Genomic DNA, 20055 nt, shown 5'->3' on the forward strand with positions numbered 1-20055 from the left:
GAACGCAAAGAAAAGTTGCATACTGCATTTATTAAGAGACAGGAATACTGGCGGACAAAAAATGCCGGTTCCTGACACACCTTATATGCTTGTCTTAAAAACGGCAAGTTCAGCATAAGCAGTACATGTTTAAAAGCTGATCTTGAGATTTCACGATAAGATAACGGACAAAAACCCCTGATCCTCTTCTTTGTGTCCTTTGTCTCTTTGTGATCTTCGTGTGAGGTTTTGGCGAATCAATACACCATAGCCGCTAAAACCGCGTCTACCCACTTGTTAGCTTCCGCGAAATGAACCGGCCTTATCGACAAAAATTCCATCAGCGATTCGCGGTATTTTCCCGTATAGTAAAGCGTCTGCCCCAAATAAAAACGGGCGCGGGCTTCTATGTCTTTTGAGCGAGGCAGTGATAAATAATGCTGTAAACTGATTTTGGCTTCTTCCCATTTAAATGTTACAAAGTACTCGGTAATTATCTGAAATAAAGCCGATTCCTCACCGCCCGTGGGAGCGACCAAATCCACCGAAAAAACACGCGGTCTTTTTAAGTTTATGGGAGCCTTGGAAGGCATTTTTGTATCACGAAGCATATTTTCTGACGCGGCGCTTAAAGGCGTTTGACCTGGGATCTCAGTCATGAAGAAACTGTCGGGAACGGTGTTGCGTAACGTCAGTACCGGCAGGGGAATCGGGCGCAGGGTACGCTCCGTAGGCTGTTCGCTTGTAACGGTGACGGGACTTACAGTCGTGTTTACTCCCGGCTTAATTCCCATGTTGCCGCTTGCGATTTCATCTTCATAAATTACAGCGTAATACCATGTAAGTCCCGGGACGGGAACCGGAAAATCAACAAAAGGGGAATCTATTCCCGATTGTACAAGAACGGCGTTGAGCAAGTCCTGAGAGCTGGTTATAGGCTGCATACTGCGGTACAGAATTGCGTTTCTGCGCGGACCTTCCCTGTTAAAAGTGATAATTACCCTTTCTCCGTCCTGACTCGCCTTTAAATTGGAAATGCCCTGAACCTGCTCTGTTGCGGCGGAAGAGGTTTCAGACGCGGCAACTGTTGAAGATGCATCCAACTCCGGGTTAAGGCTTGTACTGTTTATTCCGGGAAGAATAATGTCATAACGCTGGCTGGAAGTATCGCTTGCCGCGACATAGTAGTAAAGGTTTTCCATATCATCGGCATCGTCAATATAATACTGCTCCCCGTATCTAACAACCACGGGCTTGATATTTGCGGGGATAGAACCGCTGAACGGGCGCGCTGAACGGAATATGTAAACGGGACCGCGCGCGTCGGGGGAATCTACCCATGTAAGCCTAATCAGGTTATTTCTGGATTCAACCTTAAGCTGAGTTACATAGGGGGCGTGATCCTTACTTTGTGCGTAAATACCGGAGGAAACCGTAAGAAAAAGAGTAAAAATACTTAGGATAAACCTTTTTTTCATCTATTTATATTTTAATCCTCATATTGCAATCTGTAAAGACCTGAATAAATACCGTCTTTTGCGACAAGCTCTTCATGACTGCCCTCTTCTACCAGACGGCCATTGGACAGAACAAAAATATGATCCGCGTCCCTAATAGTAGAAAGCCTGTGGGCGATGACAAATGACGTTCTTCCGGCTAACACTTTCTTCATCCCAAGCTGAATAAGCCTCTCCGTTTCGGTATCAATAGAGCTTGTCGCCTCATCAAGAATAACTACGCGTGGGTTATGGGCGATTACGCGCGCAAAACTTATTAACTGCCTTTGCCCTGTGGAAATATTTGCCGCTTTTTCGGAAAGTTCAGTCTTATAGCCGTCAGGCAGGGCGGATATAAATTCATGCGCGTGAACTGTTTTTGCCGCCTCAATTATTTCTTCCTGCGATAACTCAAGCCCAAGACTGATGTTCTCCTCTATCGTACCGGAAAATAAATTTACATCTTGGGTAACAGGCATTATACAGCGGCGTAATTTATCAATAGGGATGTTTTTAATCGGTACGCCGTCAAGACGGATTTCCCCATTGTCAATGTCCCACAGACGGGCAAGAACATTAATGATGGTGGTTTTGCCCGCGCCCGTGTATCCGACAATCGCCGCCATTTCCCCCGGCTTTACGGAAAACGTCAGCCCTTTTAATACGTCTTCTCCCGCCTTGTACGCGAAATGCACGCTGTCAAATTCAATATGACCGAGGGCGGCTGTTATTTCCGCAGTTCCGTCATCGGGGATTCGCTCTTCCGTGTCCATCAATTTAAAAACTTTTTCCCCGCCCGCCATCGCAGATTGCAGCATTGTGTATTTTTCGGCAATGTCGGTTACAGGCTGAAAAAACATTTGCACAAGATTGATAAAAGCGATTAACACTCCAAGCGACATCGAAAATGAGAGCGCCATTTTCGCGCCGACTACAATAACGATAGCCATTGTCAATGTGGAAAGCCATTCAACTATAGGCCTGAATGTGGCGAACACGTACATCTCTCCAAGATTCGCGTCAAGAAACTCCTGATTGCCTTCCGTGAATTCTTTTAAACTTTTTTTCTCCTGCCTGAAAAGCTGTACCACCTGCATTCCGGCAAGCCTTTCGGCAAGATACGCGTACACTTTAGACGAGGCTGTTCTCTGCCTTCTGAACGCGTCTCGCGCTTTTACCCTGCTTATTAAAGTAACAACAAGCACGGGCGGTAAAGTGATAAGAACGACAACGGCCATATGCGGCGAAAGTACAAACATGGTTACAATAGTCCCAACCATTATCGCAATGTCTTTTAAAAAAGCGACAAGCACCGTTGTAAAAAACTCGTCCATTGTTTGCACGTCGCTTGTTAATCGCGTAACAATTCTTCCAACGGGATGGCGCGAAAGATAACCTGTGGATTGGGAGAGGGTCTTATTAAAAAGGCCAAGACGCATATCTTTCATTACGCCCTGGGTCATCAGGTTTGAAGTCCATGTTTGCAAAAAAGTAAAACCAAAAACAAAGACCAGTATTATTAAATACAGAACGCACCCATGATAAAGAAAAGGAATATTTTTTTTAAGTATAGCGTCGTCAATTATACGCTGGAGTAAAACGGGAATATAAAGTTCTCCAAGAGTCGATATAACAAGAGCGGCAAGAGTGATTATCACTATTATTTTGTATGGTTTTAAATACGACATAATACGCATCATAAGGCGGCTGTCGTATTCTTTTGTTATATCGTCAGTTTCAAAATAACTGTCAGCCATTTGCAGTCGCTCCTGATTCCAATTTTTGGAAAGCCGCCATCCTGCTATAGAAGCCGCCCTCCGTTACAAGGCGCGCTGGGCTTCCGTACTCAAGAACTTTACCCTTATCCAAAACAAGCACATTATCAGCGTATTTTAGGGAGGAAACCCTGTGCGAAATAATAATTGTCGTCCGCCCCTTTCTTTCCCTTCTTAACGCTTCCAGTATTTTTAACTCCGTTTCGTTATCAACCGCTGATAACGAATCGTCTAAAACAAGGAATTCGCCGTTCATGATTGCGGCCCTTGCGATTGCCGTCCTTTGCTTCTGGCCTCCTGAGAGCGTTAACCCGCGCTCCCCTACAAGAGTATTTTTTCCATCGCGGAAAAAACCCAAATCTTTGTCTAATGAAGCAAGGGAAACAGCGTTGTCAACAACCGCCTCTTTCTCGTTAGGTGTTTTAAATTGGCTGTCGTCTAATCCATAGGCGATGTTATTCGCTATTGTGTCGGAGAAAAGATAACTGTCCTGAGGGCTTACCGCGAAAAGTTTTCGCAAATCTTCCAAAGGCCAATCGCGGGCGTCAAGACCGAAAATTTTCACGCTCCCTCGCGGCGGATCCGTCATTCTCATAAATGTTTTTATCAGCGTAGTTTTTCCCGAACCTGTCCTTCCCATAATTCCAAGCCACTGACCGCGTTCAATTTTTAAATTAATTCCTTTTAAGACGCTCTCTTCTTCGCGGTACGAAAATTCAAGGTTTGAGATTTCAAGGGCGGGAATTCCTGTGATCGGCTCCGCTGTTGACGTATTTTCACCGTCGCGGATAGAAGGCGTTGTATTTAAGACTTCGTTTATTCTTCCAAGACTGACAGCCCCGCGCTGGATCATGTTTACCATAAAGCCAGCCCCCATCAGCGGCCATATCAGCATGGACAGATACCTGAACATCGCGACAAGGCTTCCGGGAGTCATTAAACCGTTTATTACGCGCAAGCCGCCGATACCGAGCATGATTAATACCGTAAGCCCCGAAAGAAAACTGATAAAAGGAAAAAAGAAACCAAACAGGCGCACAAGCTCCATGTTCGCTTTTTGGTAGTCCTCATTTGAATCGGCAAATTTTTTAATGAACCACCACTCTTTAACAAAAGACTTTATCACGCTGATGCCGGCAAAAGTCTCCTGAGCGTTATCGCTCATTTTTGAATAAGCGCTTTGGACGGCGAAGAATTTTTTGCCTACCATGCCTCCAAAAAGAAGTATCAGCACCGTAACAAGGGGCAAAGGGATTATTGAAACAAGGGCGGCCCTAGCGTCCTGAACAAAAATGATAATTAAAATGGACGTTGCCATAAAAACAAAATCAAAAAGAGCGACAATCCCCATCCCGATTGCCATCCTCACCGCGTGAAGATCATTTATCGCCCTCGCCATTAAGTCCCCGATTTTATTTTTTTGATAAAAATCCCATGAAAGTTTTTGCAGATGGGCGTAAAGCTTTTCGCGTAACTCGGTTTCTATGCGCCTTGAAGAGCCGTTGATAAAATAGCGCCATAAAAATCGGCCTAACGAGACAACCGCCATTATGGCAACCATCCACAGAGAAAGAATAAATATTCTGCGCCACTGGAAATCGCCGCTTGAAATAAGGTCTATTACAACGCGGATAAACTGGGGAATCGCGATCTGCGCCGCGTCTACGATTATAAGAAAAATAACGCCTGTAATATATTGGGCTTTGTAACGCGACAGGTACGGAAAAAGCGCCTTGTATTCCTTCAAAGAGATATTGGGGCGGCTCATGATCTCTTTTTGGCTTCTTCCTGCTTTTTATGATCAGTTTCAAGTTTGGCTGACCATATTGCCAATTTCTTTTTTACTTCATTGGATTCTTCGCTTTCTGACAAAACAATGTGCAGTCGGCGCAACGCGCCAAGGAAATTTATCCCTGTTTTAAAATCAAGAATTTGCCCCGTGGAAAGTTCGTATTTTTCACGGTAACGATCCGCCGCCTGAGAAATAAGTTTTTTTACCAATCTAAGATGATACACTGTGGAATCATAATATTCGGCTCCGGGGGCCATGTTCTCGTATGCATTTTTTAAATCAATTATATTTTTCGCGGTTACCGCAAATCGGCCTTCAATATCGACAAACGTCCATCTCCATTTTGAATTATCGCCGTAGGCCTGCTCAAGCATATCAATGGCAAGCCCCATTTTACAGATCAGATTATACCTCTGATTCTGATTAAAAGATTTTATCATTGACAGTTTTTCCTCATAATCAGAGAAAGGCGCGTCTATCAAATTAGTGACGACTTCTTCAAGATAAATTACCGCCTTGTAAAGCGATTTTCTCGCGTCGTTCAGGGCTTCTTCATTTTTATTTTTTAAGATAGTCTGTGACATTCCGTTTATGGCGATATAATATGAAGACAGATTTAGCATCTCATCGCAAAGGGCAAGTTTTTGAATGGGTGAATTCGGCGTGTTCTTTCTCGCTTCCACAAGAAGTTTTTTTTCAGTATCCAATAACGCCCTTGTCATTGCCACATAAATTTTTACTTTATCGTAGTATATCGACTTTTCCTGATCGGTAATCTTAGCCATTAGCCGCTCCGTTTTCCGTATTTTTTGATCAAATCGTCAGCGTGGGCGATAGCGGCTTCTCCCGCGTCCCCCGCCAACATCCTGGCAATCTCCTTTTTCCGTCCTTCGGCGTTTAACGGCCCAATTCCGGTGTAGGTTCTGCCTCCTTCGGTTTTTTTTTCCACCTTAAAATGATTATCGGCGCGAACTGCGATACTCGCTAGATGTGTTACGCAGAAAATTTGCTTAAATTTGCCGATTTTTGTCAGATACTCGCCGACTTTCAGGGCGACTTCCCCTCCAATACCGGTATCAATCTCGTCAAAAACGAGGGTTTCTACGCTTTCCGCCTCATCGCGCCGCGAATCGGATAAAAGGGCGGTTTTAATCGCCAGCATAACCCTGGAAAGCTCCCCGCCTGAGGCTATTTTTGCAAGGTCTTTAAGCGGCTCGCCCGTATTCGCGGAAATCAAAAAATCAACTTCTTCGGTTCCATAAGGCCCATAAGAAGTTTGCCCTTCATTCTGCTTTGGCAAAACCGCCGCCTGAAAACGGGCGTTTGGCATTCCAAGGTTTTTTAATATTTCCGTTATAAGCTGGCTTAATTTTACGCCTGCGGCGGTTCTTTTTTCCCTTAAAACTTGCGCTTTTAAAACAATCGCTTTTTCCAAAGCGCCAATCGCCTCTTTTAATTTGCCCCTGTTTTCTTCCGCGCCGCTCAAGGCTTCTATTTCGGCCTGAGCGTTTGTCTTGTACAACAGTATCGCTTCTTCTTCATTTCCCGGCTGGCTGTCCTTGGCGTACTTCTTTTTTAATTTATTCAGGAACGCCAATCTTTCATTTACTTCTTCAAGCCTTCGCGGATCAAAAGCGAGGTTCTCTTTGTAAGCGCGGAATTCCCCCGCGATATCCTCCGCTTCATAGTAAAGGTTTTCAAACCGTCTGTTTATTTCCCCAAGAGACGAATCAACCGAGGACGCGCCGTCAAGGGCGTTTTTCGCCCTTCGCGTAAGGCTTAACGCCGATTGCTCCCCCTCCATAAAACAGGAAGCCGCAGTATTGATAAAACTCGCTAATTTTTCAAAGTCCGATAATTTTTGCGCTTCGTTTTCCAGTTCGCGAAGCTCCCCCGCGCGAATCACTGCTTTGGTAATCTCGTCCACCGCATAATTTAAAATTTCAAGCCTGTCTTCCCTCTCCCGTTCGCTTTTAAGAGATGCTTCCATAGTTTTGCGCTTGTCAGTCAGTTCCACAAAAAGCGCGGAAAATTCTTTAACTTCGTTTTCAATTCCGGCAAAACCGTCCAGATAACGGCGGTGGCTGTCCTTGCGCAAAAGTGATTCATGGTTATGCTGGCCGTGAAGATCAAATAACAGCCCCATAAACTCGGATAAATCCTGCCGCGTTACGGGAACATTTTGAATAAAGACCGATCCCCTGCCCGACGTTTTAATGCTTCTGCGCGCGATAACGGTGTCTTCTTCACATTCAATATCGCGCGCTTTCAGCCATTCGTTAGCGTCGGCGTTATTTTTACTGACGGATATTACGGCTGATACTGCGGCTTCTTCGCATCCTGAGCGGATAACGTCAGTCTCCGCCTTCGCGCCCATTAAAAAACTTAAAGAGCCGACAATGATCGATTTTCCCGCTCCCGTTTCGCCTGTCAGAACGTTAAAGCCGCGGCGGAAAGAAAGCGTAATGGAATCAATAAGAGCGTAATTTCTAATAGAAAGCTCTTCAAGCATTCGCGTCCCCTGACCAGAAAAGTTTCGTTCTTAACGCCTGATAATAAATTGATCGCCCGTTAAATATCAATTCAGCGCCGAAAGACGCCTGCTTAATGTGAATTTTATCTTTACATTCAAGGGGGAACGTGTCCTGTCCGTCTACCATTAAAACAACGCCCGATCTTTGCTCCTCGGCTACGGTTATGGTAAGCGTTTTGCGCGCGGGAAGCACAAATGGCCTGTTTGAAAGGGTAAACGGGCAGATTGGGTTAAGTATCATCGCTTCCATTTCCGGGTCTAAAATCGGCCCGCCCGCCGACATGGAATAGGCGGTTGAGCCTGTGGGAGTCGCGACAATAAGCCCGTCGCACCTGTAAGAGACTAATTCCGCGCCTGTTATATGCGCGTTAAGTTTAATAAGTTTCGCTATCTCAGGGTAGGAAACAACCACGTCATTAAGGCAAAAGTAATTCTTTATTATTTTAGAATCTCGCTCCACGGAAATTTCAAGCATACATCTGCGGGTGGTGGCAATTTCGCCCTTTTCCCATTTTAAAAAAACGTCAAGCCAGTCTTTTTTATTTACTTCCGCGATAAAGCCAAGCGTTCCAAGATTGATCGGCATAATAGGCACTCCCAAAGGAGAGACGCTCCGCGCCGTGTACAGAACCGTCCCGTCTCCGCCAAGTGAAAAAGCTATGTCCCACTTGTCTTTAGGAAGGGGGGAGCCGTCTTCTGACAGGCTTTTAGATTTATCTTTAATGGAAAAAACAGTAACATCGGCCCTGAGTTTTTCTAATTCAGTTTTTATTTCATCTGCGGCTGATACCGTGTTTTTTTTGATGACATTTACAAATAGAATCGCCTTTTTACACATAAAAGCTCCTATGGAAGAGTCATAATAAGCCGCGACACCCTCTCCACATCCTGTGAACGCAGCCGCGGATACATCGGGAAAAGAACAGTCCGCATTACAAGAGAGTTGCTGACAGGACAGTCATCGCAATGAGCACAGCCCGCTATCGTATTTTCAAACGCGTTTTCAATTTCAATTTCTTTTTTTCTGGCGTAAGCGGTTACGTCTTTAAGCCCCGTTTCCAAAACAAGCGAAAACGCATAATTGCAGTATTCATTTTCATTGATTGGGATAAAACGCTTGTGCCTTGTCCGCAGACTCGCCTGAATAAACACTTGCGCGATTTCATGCCTTCTTGTAATATTGCGGTGCAGTTCTTTAAACTGGACAATGGCAAGCGCGGAATTAATGTCCGGCATAAAATACTCGTCAGCTAACCCGGCGAAATTGCGCAGTAACATTCCTTCTTTCCTGTTCATCGCAAAAAGCAAAGCGCCCCCGCCTGAGGTGAGCATATCCCTCTCTTCAAGACCCAGTATGCAGAATACTCCGCTAAACTTTACATTAGGCTCTTCTTTTTCAGATTTGCCTGTTGACGGGGACGGCGCCTCGTCCTGCCGAATGTCTTTTTTACTGATAGGTTTAAGCCAGCTTCCGTAACTTTGCGAAATATCTTCGATTACAGGAATGCCCAATTCGGCAATGGAAGCCGAGTCGGGAGTAAAACCAAGAGCGTGATGAAGAACAATGGCGCAAACCTCAAGCCCCTGCGGTTTCTTGGCGATTGTATTTTCGATTAGTTCCCTGCTTATGCACGGGAAGTCATAACTCACATCGCAGTACAGGGGCGTTATATTCAAATCCTGCAACACCTGCAAATAATACCGGGGAGAAAGCGCGGAAATTATCGCCGCTTTAGAAGCCGCCTGTCCGTCCACGGAACCATCATGCGTACTGCCCGAAGGGGCTAACGCTTTAAGAGCAGTAAACAAGGCGACAGCGGGGCTTCGCAGGGCGAGAGCGTAATCAAAATGAAGCTGTTCTTTCGCGGTTTGTATCAGCAGGCGGCTCCGCTCTCCCGGCCCGATCTTTTCCTCCACCATCGCCGTTAAAACAGAATCCATTTCTTTGCGTCTGATTGTAGGAGAATAAATTTCTATTTTCATGCGTTACCCGAAATCAAACCCACGCTAAGTTATTTTCTAAGTTCGGAAATTTTCTTAAGTTCTTTTGGATTGAAGAGGTCTCTTATGTCAAGAATAATTAAATATCCTTCTTCCTGATGAACAACACCCTGAATATACTCAGCGCCAATACCGGAAAACATCTGCGGCGGCGGCTGAATGTCATCTTTTTCTATTGTTACAACCCGTGAAATCCTGTCAATAATGATCCCTAATTTAATCCCGTCTATATCGACAATAACAAAGCCTGACAACAATTCATCTTCTTCGGAAACTGCCAATTTTTTTAAATGGAACCTCTTATGAAGACTGATAATTGGAATAATTTCACTTCTAAGGTTAAATATTCCCTCTACATAAATTGGCGCGTTGGGAATTGAACGGATTTCCTGCACGCGGACAATTTCTTTAACGTCCATTATATTAACACCGTATAGTTCTTCTCCTAGGTGGAAAGTAACTAATTGACTAGATTCCGACTTATTAATCTCTGCTTTTGTCGCCACTTGGAATATCCTCCATCTTTATTCTAATATATCATACATTTGTATTAATGATCAAGTAGAAATTTACTCTTTAACCCAAATCTGGCCAAATCCCAAAGAACCCAGCCTGACAGACGCGGAATGTACGTCGGCAGAAGAAATTTTAGAGGCAAAAACGCGATAAATCGCGCCAGAATACTCAATTTCCACATTAAAACCTGAATTTCTCAAGATAGCAGCAGCCTTATTTGCGGTTTCCTGCGATGAAAACGCGCCAATTTGCAATTTATAAAATTTTCCAGAATGCCTGTCAGGCAGACCCGGAATTATCAGTAAACTTTCAGGTTTAACAGGTTCCAGCCTTAACTGCCCAGCATCCTGCTTTTGTATCTGCGTTTGATTTTGAACAGCCTGTGATTGGTTGGCGGAAACTCTTAAATCTGAAGAAGGAGCCGCTTTTTTGGGGGCTGCGGAAGTAGGTTCATACATATCAGGATTTAACGGCCATATATCTCTTTTTGGTTTTTCTGTGGAAGGCAAATTTATCACAGGCTGATTCGGCTGAGGATTAGCGGCAGGAGAGCCTACCGGAGTTTGACTGCCGGATTGCGTGTTTTGAATTGCGGTATTTGCCGTAGCTTGCGCCTCTTTCTGAGCCGCAGTATTAGCCGCAGTTTGCGCTTCTTTCTGCGCCACAGCATTAGCCGCAACCTGCGCTTCTTTCTGCGCCGCAGCCGTCTTGGCAACCTCACGCCTTTCCCTGGCTTCTTTTGCCTCTTTAGCTTCTCTTGCCTCCCGCGCTTCCCTCGCCTCGCGGGCTTCTCTTGCCTCCCTTAATTCTCTTAATTCTCTTGCTTCACGAGCTTCCCTTGCCGTCCTTGCTTCCCTGATTTCACGTTCTTCCCTAATCTCCCGCGCTTCCCTTGCTTCACGAGCCTCTCTCGCCTCTCTTGCCTCCCGCGCTTCTCTTGCCTCAACGGTCATAACCATTAACCACGCAAGAAATTCAGGATCATTACTGTTATTCGCGCCTGAAAAAAGCGCACTTGCGGCAGTTGGATCGTTTACAAAAAAATCAGGATGGTAACTACCATCAGATTTGGCGTCTGGCGGGAGTTGACTGCCTGCCGCAGTTACGGTTTTCTTATCGTCTGTACCGATCTTTTCAGTGGCCTGCATGGAGGGATCCCTGACAACAGGTTCCTGAGCGGTTAAAGGTTTTTGTATTGTTGTCTGCGCGGCTGTTTGACCGGTTGTCTGCGTGGCAGTCTGACCAGTTGTCTGTGTAGCGGTTTGACCGGTTGTCTGCGTGGCAGTCTGACCAGTTGTCTGTGTAGCGGTTTGACCGGTTGTTTGCGCGGCGGTTTGACTTGTTGTCTGCGCGGCGGTTTGACTTGTTGTCTGCGCAGCAGTTTGACCTGTTGTTTGCGCTGTTGCATCAGATTGTCTTGTTTCCCTGGGAAGAAAAATAGGTTCCATCAGATCAACTATTGGCTCCTGTTGGCGCGGCGGCTGTGAAACAGGACGCGGCGGAGCGCTTACGGTAACAACTACCTGTTCTCCGTTTTTTAACTGTAAAGCGTTAGCTGCGGCCGCCGAAATGTCAATTATTCTATTTTGTGAAGCATCTATACGTTCGATAATAGTTATTTCAACTTCTTTGCCATTTTTAGGATTGGTAATTTTTACCTTTGAATTAAGGGGAAGGCTTGGATGCGCCCCTACAAGCCCCTGTTGAGTCATCTGCTGACTTGCAACACCGCGTACGGAATAATCCCCAAGACTCGTCTGAGCCGGAAGATGTGATACTATCGCCGCGAATAAAAAAGCAAAAAAAAGCCGTTTCATTGTGATAACTCTCCTGTTATTAAGCCCTCCACATATATTTTAAGGAATATTAAACTCTTTTGCAAGAAAATATGCCTTATTATATTCAATTTTCTTTTACTCCCTATGAAACATCAATAAAACTCTTCCATTGCCTCGCGGAATTCCCTTGCTTCTCGTTCTTCACGGGCAATCTGCGCGGCTCTCGCTTCACGTGCTTCCCTTGCTTCCCTTTCTTCTCTCGCCTCGCGAATTTCTCTTGCCTCACGTTCTTCGCGGGCAATCCGCAATTCCCGTATCTCGCGCGCTTCCCTTGCCTCGCGCATTTCACGTTCTTCTCTCGCCGCTCTTGCCTCACGCGCTTCTACAGACATTGCCATTAACCATGCCAAATACGCTCCGTTACTTTGTGATACAGATGCGGCTGGCGCAGATGCGGGCGCCGAAGCCGGTGCGGATGTGGGAGCCGGCGCATATGAGGGAACTGGCGCATATGAGGGAACTGGCGCGTACGAGGGAGCCGGTACAGGCATGGATGTGGATGCTTGCGCAGACACCGTTGGCGGATAAGCAGGGTTAGTGTTAATTACAATTATTCTATCACCGTTATTTGGTTCGCTTCTTGAATACATTGGAAGATAAGAAGGAGGATAAGTAGGAGGATAAGTAGGAGCGGCAGGAGATGGAACAGAAGGAGTAGCGATTGGAGTAGAATTTGTAACCACGACATTTATCCCAGGCAACTGGCTTGAGGTTACGGTAGTACCCGGCGCGGTGGTCGTTTGTACAGGATAAGATTGCGAAACAGCCGGCACGCTCCCCCCATCTGACGTTTGTCCCGCGCTAGTTTGACCATTTCTTTTATTTGTCGACGTAACTTGCGCCGTCGCCATGCTAACTACCGCCGCATTTACGGAAATTGTAACAATACCGTCTTTTTTTAATTCCAACGCTTTAAACGCCGCCGGCGAAAGATCGATGACCCGAGTAGGCGAATTGCTTATTCTGTTGACAATTTTTACGTCTACTTCCTTGCCATTAGCTTCATTTTTTACTTTTAAGACCGTATTTAACGGTAGTGAAGAATGTGCCGCGACAAGCCCGGCGTCCTTCATTTCCTGAGTGGCAACCCCTTTCTGAGAAAAATTTCCCAATCTTACCTGCGCCGAAAGCGGTAAAAACAGGGTAAAAATAAGAAAAAATGTAAAAAACAGCTTTTTCATCATGTTTTTTTTGTCCACTAACTTAATATTAAGGCATTAAAACGCGAATTTCAAGAAAATATCAATCTTTTTTTCACTATTCTTTTTGAATTTTACCACGAACCACACGAACCAAGAGGGATTAGAGTTTAACACTGATAAGCGAGTAAGGCGAAAGCATAAGATTTAAGGGTTCTTGTCCGTTATCTTATCGTGAAATTCAAGCTAATTCTTCTGACAACAACCCTTTTATCCTCCAGCTATCTATATATACGTATATTAGTAGTAAATCTCTCCGCTCTCTTGGTTCGCTCCTGTTCGTGTGGTTCGTGGTAAAAAAAAATTAAAAAATCTTCATTTTCAGTCAAGCAAAACCGCGAGTCCGCACCCATATAGGGTATGTCAATTATTTGAAATTAAACCTTGTTTCCGGGAGTAAACTATGCCGACAGAGAAAAGTAAAATAAACACGGAAGAAATCATTGATTTAGACTCAATGCGTATTTCGTGGCACCCCGCTTTTGTGGAAGCCCTGCAAATGGAACTTCAAGAGTATCAGGACGTTCTGGAATTCCATCCCGAATACCAGCTCACTTGTGAGCCTTTACGGATAGACTGCGTTGTCATAAAGAAGGCAAAAAATGTTGTTATTAAAAAGAACATCGCAGTCATATTCAGAGAATGGAATCTGCTTGAATACAAAAACCCGGGGGATTATGTTTCGGTAGCCGATTTCTACAAAGTTTACGGTTACGCTTGCCTTTACGCTTCGTTTAACAAAGTGCCCATAACTAGTCTGACAATATCTTTTGTTGAAAGCCGTTACCCCAAAAAACTGTTGAAACACCTGAAAAAGGAGCGGGGTTACGATATTGCGAAAACCGGTTTAGGAATATATACTGTAAGCGGGGATATAATGCCTATACAGGTAATTGACAGCAGCAGGCTTTCAGCGGAAGAAAACCTGTGGCTAAAAAGCCTTAGCGACAAACTTGGGTATGAGGAATTTTCGCGGGTAAGCGATGAAATAGAACGGCAAGGAAAAGCGGCGCGGTTAGGCGCGTATTTTTATGTAATATCCGAAGCAAATGAAAAGGCAATGAAGGAGGTAATAAAAAAAATGAAAAATAAATTTTATCAGGTGCTTGAAGAAACGGGCTTGGCCGCCGAATTGGAGGCCAGAGGCGAAGCGAGAGGCGAAGAACGAAAATCGTTAAGTATTGCGCAAAACATGATTAAATTGGGTTTTCCTATTGAAACCGTTATATCGGCTACACAGCTTGATCCTGAAAAGGTGAAAACTTTGTATCAACAGGCGTAATGCGCCAAAACAGTAATTCGCCAAAAGACTCTTCTCTTCTTTAGTGTCTTTTGTGTGAATTTCTTTCTTATTCTTTTTTTTCTTTTTTCTCTTCTTCCCCGTTCTTATAGTGAAATATTTTCAAAAATTTTTCATTTTCGATCAAGCAAAACCGCGAGTCCGCACCCATATAGGGGAAACACTTTTTAGGAGGTTCAATCTTGAGTGTGAACAAAAAATTTAAGAGCAGCGTTTTCTCCTTCATCTTCAGCAAGCCTGACGTTTTAAGAGAACTCTACTGCGCCCTGGAGGGGATAACCCTCAACCGCGATGTCCCTGTCGTCATCAATACCCTTGAAGACATTCTGTACATGGACACTTATAACGACATTTCCTTCGAAATCGGCGGAAAACTGGTAGTCTTAATAGAACACCAATCCAGCATAAACCCGAACATGGCACTGCGTCTGCTAATGTACATAGGCAGGGTTTATGAAAAAATCATCGATGATAGGAAAATCTATTCATCGGCACCGCTTTCAATACCAAAACCTGAGTTTTTCGTGCTTTATAACGGGGTAACCCCGTTCCCCGATGAAAAAATAGTAAGATTATCGGATTTATTCATAAGTACGGAAGGAACAGAGTTTTCAAAAGACAAGTTTCCCTCTATGGAACTGGAAGTAAGGGTAATTAACATAAACGAAGGAAAAAATGAAAAGATAGCGCGAAAGTGCCAAACCTTAGCCGAATACAGCGCGTTCATATCGAAGGTGAGGGAGTTTCTGAAAACGGGATTGCCCCTTAAAGAAGCGATGAAAAAGACAGTGCAATATTGCAAAAAACATGATATATTGAAAGAGTTAATGGAAAAACACGCCAAGGAGATAATGAGTATGCTTACAACTGAATGGAATTGGGATACCGCGAAAGAAGTTTGGCAAGAAGAAGCCCGCGAGGAAGGCCGTGAGGAAGGCCGTGAGGAAGGCCGCGAGGAAGGCCGCGAGGAAGGTCGTGAAGAAAGGGACGTAGAAATCCTTAAGTTTTTTGATCAGGGATTGTCAGTTGATGAAATAAAAGAGAGGTTGAGAAAAAAATGAGTTTCCTTACAACGGAATTGGATTTATTCGCTAAAAGACTCACACCAAGATCACAAAGGTACAAAGAACACAAAGCAATTAGCAATTAGCAATTAGCAATGTTGTTGTCCGAAGGCTGTGCGTAAACTTCACGCTAAGCTAACGGACAAAAACATGATATGTGCAAAAAGTTCGTGTGGTTCGTGGGAAAAATTCTTCCCTCCCCTTCCCTATTCATAAAAAAAACCTGACCGTCTGACCACTCTAGAGTGGTCAGATGGCCAGGCTTCGCGCTTTTTAAACGCTGCATTTAGCGCCGCCTCTGACCGTTTTTAAGTGGTCAGAGGCCGTTGCGTTCCCTAATTCTCAATAATAGTAAATTCATATTCTGCACTATAAGGCATACCACCCTTATATACCGTTAATGTAATAGTAAATTTCTTATCATCGGACAAAGCCAATACCCAGTCAAGATAATGAGAAGTATTTGGATTGATGTCAAGTTGAAGATTGTATTCATCTGCAGCCTCAGTAGTTAATTCATCATCAAGAATATTAACATACCATTCATATTTATCAAACTCTGGATCGTCATCAAATCCTACGTCTACGGTAAGAACCTTACTATTTGTGTCATAATTGCTATGATTATAAGGAGCATCTAAAGCTGGTTGATCTGAATATTTAAGCTCAAATTCGAAGAATTTTGGATCCGTAACAACTAAAGTTCCGGCGGATAGCCCGGTGTTAGCCGCCCAGTTACCTGTCGTATCATCTGCAGCCACATCAAATGTTACGGTAAATGTTCCTGCTGTATCAAAATCAAGATTAGAAGTATCATTAAATTCATAACCGTTATAATAAATAGTTATATTACCTTTTGACCTGCTGCCGGTTTTTGGTACTATTTCTACTTCAACAACCTTGCCTGTTGTCTGGGACAGCTTATTAATATCAAAATCGGCGGCTACAGGGGTACCTTTAGCAATGGTTAATGTGGCGGATAATGTTGCCGCATCCCAGCCTGTGGCAGCTGCCACATCAAAGGATGCAGTATAGGTTCCGGCATTTGAGGGTAAAGTAGCAGATGGCCCGTAATCTTGGTTAAGATTATTTTTACCTGAGTAAGAGACAGCCGATATTTGGCCTGGTGACGTACCCCCACTACCCCCACTTACGCCTACTGCGTCTAAAGTACCACCATACGTCTGGCTTAATTTGGTAACCGTGTAATCAGCGAGTAAGGGGACTTGATTCCATTTTGCGTACACTTGAATTGAATTTATTATTTTATCAGTGCCTACCGGCTTTGTTAAGCCAATGTCATAGTACCAGCCTTTGAAACTCCATCCTGCCGCCGTACCTGAATGTGTAGGATTATTGGTAATTGTACTGCCATGATTGATGTTGGAACTTGGAACACCTGCATTACTAACATCATTATAATTAAAAGTGACTGTATGAACAGTACTTCTTAACGTTGGCAGTGTATCTGTAATGTATTTAGTTTCAAGCCCAGACCAAATATGGACTATTTCACGTACATAAATAGATTGGTGGTCAGCTTTTTCCAGTGTAAGTACCATCATGTAATAACCGGGAGGAATTTGAGTAAGAATACCATCATTATTGGCGGTGAATATATCTGTGTCTTTTAAATCTAAAACAGTAACACCTGAACCGCCTGTTTCATCAAAATCATAAGCTGATCCTCCTACTTCTGTAAGACTTAAACTAGCAGTATCATAATAATCTAATAAATCATTATCATCATTATCAATCAGCCATGAAAATTTACCAGCACTAACAAAATCAGTCCACGTAGAGCTAATTGAAGCGCCAACAATCTCTTTTAATGTAATGTTTACCTCATCATTAGTCCCCGATATGGTTATTAGATTACTATTAGCGCTATCATCAGTTTCTCCCCATGCAAGATAATCTTCAGAGCCATCATTAGCACTACACGCAAAAACTGTAAAACTAAACTTACCAGGAGTTAACAACAGATCGGTTGCAAAGGCATCATAGGTAATATAAGTATAAGGAGTAACACTTGGTTTAGAAGCAATAGGACTAGAAGTAGGAACAGACACATAATCACTTCCAGTTTGACTATAGATAAATAAAACGAAGTAAGGAAAATCACTTGGATCAGCATATTCGTCTGTATCAGGCAAAAGCGTCCTTGCGTTTGATTGCTTGTTCCCTAAATTAATCCTAACCCTTACTTTTCCGTCAGGCGCGGGCTGTTTCTGCACGTTATTAAGATTTTGCTCTTCCAACGGCAGGACATTACAACCAATAAATAACGCTGTAACCAGCGCAGCCGCTAATACGGCAATTATTGTTTTTTTTGTTTTCATTCATTTCTCCTCTTTCTTAAAATTTTAAAAACTTGTAACACAAGTAATTATACTACATTTTTTATAAAATACAATACATTTCCTTATATCAATCCATAAAAACCTCCAAAACGGCATTTTTTGCCAATATTAACCTGCTAGTGATTAGTAGGTTCAAATTTAAATTTTGCGCTATATTTATCATTTATAAATAACGTAATAGTAAATTCCCCCGGCACAGACCAACCAAGATCAGTCTTATCATTAAGTAAAAGATTTAACTCATAAGGATTAGCCGTAGTTAATGGAGTACTATTAAAATCATTATACCACACAAAAGGACCACTATAATCAGAATGATTGTTTAAAATTACCTTTATATTAATAACTCCGGTATCTGAGCTATAAGAGCTGCCATTATCAATAATTTTCGGCGCAGTCGGCAGATCTGACCAAACAAGAGTGACATTGAATAAATACTCACTTTTAATGATCAGGTTCCCAGCGCTTAAACCGATTGCCTGGTTATAGTATGGACCTTCATTCACGTCAAAGGTTACAGCGTAGGTTCCGATATTGCTGGGCGCGGTAGTACTGCCGTTGTATTTTATGGCGGTTACGCTTCCCATTCCCACTTTACCGGGTTTTACCGATACGATTACTGCTTTAGGACTGCCGTCATAGATAAACGTACCTGTTCCGCTGATGTTAAAATCATAGGGGGTTGGGGTCAATTTGTTGATGTTCAGCGTTCCGGCTTCCAGTCCGGTTGCCGCGTTCCAATTTGGAAGATCCGCCGCCACGTCAAAGGTTACAGTGTAGTTTCCGATAGCGCTAGGCGCGGTAGAACTGTCGTTATATTTAACGCTAACTAGTCCCGGTGATCTGATTCCGTCGGCTTTTGCTGTTATAGTTACGGATTTGGCACTGCCGTCGTAGTCAACTGGTCCTATTCCGTCGATGTTATAATCGGCTAAAACCGGTGTAGCTTTATCAATGGTCAGCGTTTATGCTTCCAGCCCGGTTACCGCCTTCCAGTTTGGAGCATCAGCCGCCACGTCAAAGGTTACGGTATAGGTTCCGGCGCTAGTCGGTTTGGTAGTAATGGTGTTGTATTTAATGGTTATTATTCCCTGCGATTTGCTGTCGTCCTTAGGCTCAATGGTTACTTCTTGAGGGCTGCCGTTATAGGTAACTGTTCCGATTCCGGTAATGGTAAAATCATCGGCGGCAGGAATACCCTCTTCTATAATAAGTGTTCCAGCTGGCAGTCCGAGTGCCTCTTCCCAGCCTACCGCTTCCGCCACATCAAAAGTTACGGTATAGGTGCCAACGTCGGTAGGCGCGTCTGTGCTGTCATAGGATGTACCATTTGTCCCTGCGTAATATACGGTTATTTCTCCCTGCGACTTGCTGTCGTCCAAAGGCGTAACGGTTACGGCTTTAGGGGTGCCGTCATAGTAAACTATCCCGTTTCCACTGATGTCAAAATCGGAGGCGGTTGGAGTTTGTTTTAATTCAACTGTTACAACGGTAAAATTTGTTACTTCTTGTTGAGAAGCAAGAAGCGTGTTCTTGTATTCGACAAAAACATAATTACTTAACGGAGTATCGACGGAAAGCTCGATTATACTCCTGCCTTGAAGGTCAATGCTTCCAATCTTAGCTTGCCCTCGGTATTGATAAACGCCAATAGGCTTGCCAAAGTCCGTAGTATAATTGTTTAGATTTATTAAATTTGCATTTGATGAAATGTTAGCGTTACCTTTATAATGGGCGGATGTACGCGAATTATCCCATGATTCTGATGCTATCTTCATTACTTCGTATATTTGATCAGGTTTAATTTCATAGGCAAGATCAAGGTAGTAATTGCCGGCTCCTGTAATTTTTACCGTTAATTTTGTTATTTCATCATCTTCTGATTTATCCGCTTCATCAACCGAACCGCCATAAGCAAAATATTCATAAGTACCGTCGGGATCAAACGATTGGGCTAATTTTACTTTGTACCAATAATTATTTTTAAGAGCATTATTATCTGGAAGCTTTTCAATCTTGTCGCCTGTCAGTTGGCCAATTTTGCTTAAATCACCATTTAATTTGCCGTCACTTTGCAGAAAAAGATTTCTTACAAAGATTTTTTCCTTATCATACTCCTCTACTCTGTAATATTTGCCCGGCGTAAGACCGGAGATTTTACCCATTTCAACTCTTAAACTGGCATAATCATCTGAATCC

At 43.6% G+C, this 20055-nt stretch carries 15 protein-coding genes; 2 read left to right on the top strand and 13 right to left on the bottom strand.

The features are described from left to right. Positions 1 to 236 precede the first annotated feature (236 nt). From ACYVRH_RS07965 to ACYVRH_RS08010, 10 genes are all read right to left on the bottom strand, one after another. Positions 237 to 1457: a tetratricopeptide repeat protein gene (locus ACYVRH_RS07965; RefSeq protein ID WP_461256388.1), complete on the bottom strand. Its 1221-nt coding sequence runs from the start codon at positions 1455 to 1457 to the stop codon at positions 237 to 239. Between the two features lie 11 nt (positions 1458 to 1468). Further along, positions 1469 to 3232, bottom strand: a complete 1764-nt coding sequence (locus ACYVRH_RS07970; RefSeq protein ID WP_461256389.1) for an ABC transporter ATP-binding protein — start codon at positions 3230 to 3232, stop codon at positions 1469 to 1471. Next, complete coding sequence (locus ACYVRH_RS07975) at positions 3225 to 5018, bottom strand: ABC transporter ATP-binding protein (protein ID WP_461256390.1); 1794 nt, start codon at positions 5016 to 5018, stop codon at positions 3225 to 3227. Before ACYVRH_RS07975 ends, ACYVRH_RS07970 begins: the two co-directional genes overlap by 8 nt. Beyond that, positions 5015 to 5827, bottom strand: a complete 813-nt coding sequence (locus ACYVRH_RS07980) for a hypothetical protein (protein WP_461256391.1) — start codon at positions 5825 to 5827, stop codon at positions 5015 to 5017. The genes ACYVRH_RS07975 and ACYVRH_RS07980 overlap by 4 nt, the downstream gene beginning before the upstream one ends. Next, positions 5827 to 7554: a DNA repair protein RecN gene (gene recN / locus ACYVRH_RS07985; RefSeq protein ID WP_461256392.1), complete on the bottom strand. Its 1728-nt coding sequence runs from the start codon at positions 7552 to 7554 to the stop codon at positions 5827 to 5829. Before recN ends, ACYVRH_RS07980 begins: the two co-directional genes overlap by 1 nt. Continuing rightward, positions 7547 to 8413, bottom strand: coding sequence for an NAD(+)/NADH kinase (locus ACYVRH_RS07990; RefSeq protein ID WP_461256393.1), 867 nt, complete (start codon positions 8411 to 8413; stop codon positions 7547 to 7549). The genes recN and ACYVRH_RS07990 overlap by 8 nt, the downstream gene beginning before the upstream one ends. Positions 8414 to 8421: 8 nt before the next feature. After that, positions 8422 to 9558 carry a DegT/DnrJ/EryC1/StrS family aminotransferase gene (locus ACYVRH_RS07995; protein WP_461256394.1) on the bottom strand — a complete coding sequence of 379 codons (1137 nt, stop codon included), beginning with the start codon at positions 9556 to 9558 and terminating at the stop codon, positions 8422 to 8424. A gap of 29 nt (positions 9559 to 9587) precedes the next feature. Continuing rightward, the gene (locus tag ACYVRH_RS08000) at positions 9588 to 10082 is read right to left on the bottom strand and encodes a chemotaxis protein CheW (RefSeq protein ID WP_461256395.1); all 495 of its coding nucleotides are present in this window, start codon (positions 10080 to 10082) and stop codon (positions 9588 to 9590) included. A 63-nt stretch (positions 10083 to 10145) separates the two neighbouring features. After that, positions 10146 to 11909: an SPOR domain-containing protein gene (locus ACYVRH_RS08005; RefSeq protein WP_461256396.1), complete on the bottom strand. Its 1764-nt coding sequence runs from the start codon at positions 11907 to 11909 to the stop codon at positions 10146 to 10148. Positions 11910 to 12022: 113 nt separating this feature from the next. Further along, a complete protein-coding gene (locus ACYVRH_RS08010; RefSeq protein ID WP_461256397.1) occupies positions 12023 to 13114 on the bottom strand; it encodes a septal ring lytic transglycosylase RlpA family protein in 1092 nt (363 codons plus the stop codon). A 418-nt stretch (positions 13115 to 13532) separates the two neighbouring features. Between ACYVRH_RS08010 and ACYVRH_RS08015 the strand changes: the two genes are divergently transcribed. After that, positions 13533 to 14411 carry a hypothetical protein gene (locus ACYVRH_RS08015; RefSeq protein ID WP_461256398.1) on the top strand — a complete coding sequence of 293 codons (879 nt, stop codon included), beginning with the start codon at positions 13533 to 13535 and terminating at the stop codon, positions 14409 to 14411. Positions 14412 to 14617: 206 nt separating this feature from the next. Beyond that, complete coding sequence (locus ACYVRH_RS08020; RefSeq protein ID WP_461256399.1) at positions 14618 to 15490, top strand: Rpn family recombination-promoting nuclease/putative transposase; 873 nt, start codon at positions 14618 to 14620, stop codon at positions 15488 to 15490. Between the two features lie 338 nt (positions 15491 to 15828). On the opposite strand, the gene ACYVRH_RS08025 is transcribed toward ACYVRH_RS08020, so the two are convergent. From ACYVRH_RS08025 to ACYVRH_RS08035, 3 genes are all read right to left on the bottom strand, one after another. Then, complete coding sequence (locus ACYVRH_RS08025) at positions 15829 to 17835, bottom strand: InlB B-repeat-containing protein (RefSeq protein WP_461256400.1); 2007 nt, start codon at positions 17833 to 17835, stop codon at positions 15829 to 15831. Between the two features lie 137 nt (positions 17836 to 17972). Next, the gene (locus tag ACYVRH_RS08030) at positions 17973 to 18617 is read right to left on the bottom strand and encodes an MBG domain-containing protein (RefSeq protein ID WP_461256401.1); all 645 of its coding nucleotides are present in this window, start codon (positions 18615 to 18617) and stop codon (positions 17973 to 17975) included. A gap of 204 nt (positions 18618 to 18821) precedes the next feature. Next, on the bottom strand, positions 18822 to 20055 hold a 1234-nt coding region (locus tag ACYVRH_RS08035; RefSeq protein ID WP_461256402.1), incomplete at its 5' end, for an MBG domain-containing protein.

The organism is Treponema sp. R80B11-R83G3, assembly GCF_054786115.1.

Excerpts from the sequence above, each read along its gene's own strand:
- ACYVRH_RS07995 (WP_461256394.1), bottom strand. The coding sequence starts at position 9,558 with ATGAAAATAGAAATTTATTCTCCTACAATCAGACGCAAAGAAATGGAT.
- recN (WP_461256392.1), bottom strand. The coding sequence starts at position 7,554 with ATGCTTGAAGAGCTTTCTATTAGAAATTACGCTCTTATTGATTCCATT.
- ACYVRH_RS07965 (WP_461256388.1), bottom strand. The coding sequence starts at position 1,457 with ATGAAAAAAAGGTTTATCCTAAGTATTTTTACTCTTTTTCTTACGGTT.
- ACYVRH_RS08015 (WP_461256398.1), top strand. The coding sequence starts at position 13,533 with ATGCCGACAGAGAAAAGTAAAATAAACACGGAAGAAATCATTGATTTA.
- ACYVRH_RS08025 (WP_461256400.1), bottom strand. The coding sequence starts at position 17,835 with ATGAAAACAAAAAAAACAATAATTGCCGTATTAGCGGCTGCGCTGGTT.
- ACYVRH_RS07970 (WP_461256389.1), bottom strand. The coding sequence starts at position 3,232 with ATGGCTGACAGTTATTTTGAAACTGACGATATAACAAAAGAATACGAC.
- ACYVRH_RS07980 (WP_461256391.1), bottom strand. The coding sequence starts at position 5,827 with ATGGCTAAGATTACCGATCAGGAAAAGTCGATATACTACGATAAAGTA.
- ACYVRH_RS08005 (WP_461256396.1), bottom strand. The coding sequence starts at position 11,909 with ATGAAACGGCTTTTTTTTGCTTTTTTATTCGCGGCGATAGTATCACAT.
- ACYVRH_RS07990 (WP_461256393.1), bottom strand. The coding sequence starts at position 8,413 with ATGTGTAAAAAGGCGATTCTATTTGTAAATGTCATCAAAAAAAACACG.
- ACYVRH_RS08010 (WP_461256397.1), bottom strand. The coding sequence starts at position 13,114 with ATGATGAAAAAGCTGTTTTTTACATTTTTTCTTATTTTTACCCTGTTT.
- ACYVRH_RS07975 (WP_461256390.1), bottom strand. The coding sequence starts at position 5,018 with ATGAGCCGCCCCAATATCTCTTTGAAGGAATACAAGGCGCTTTTTCCG.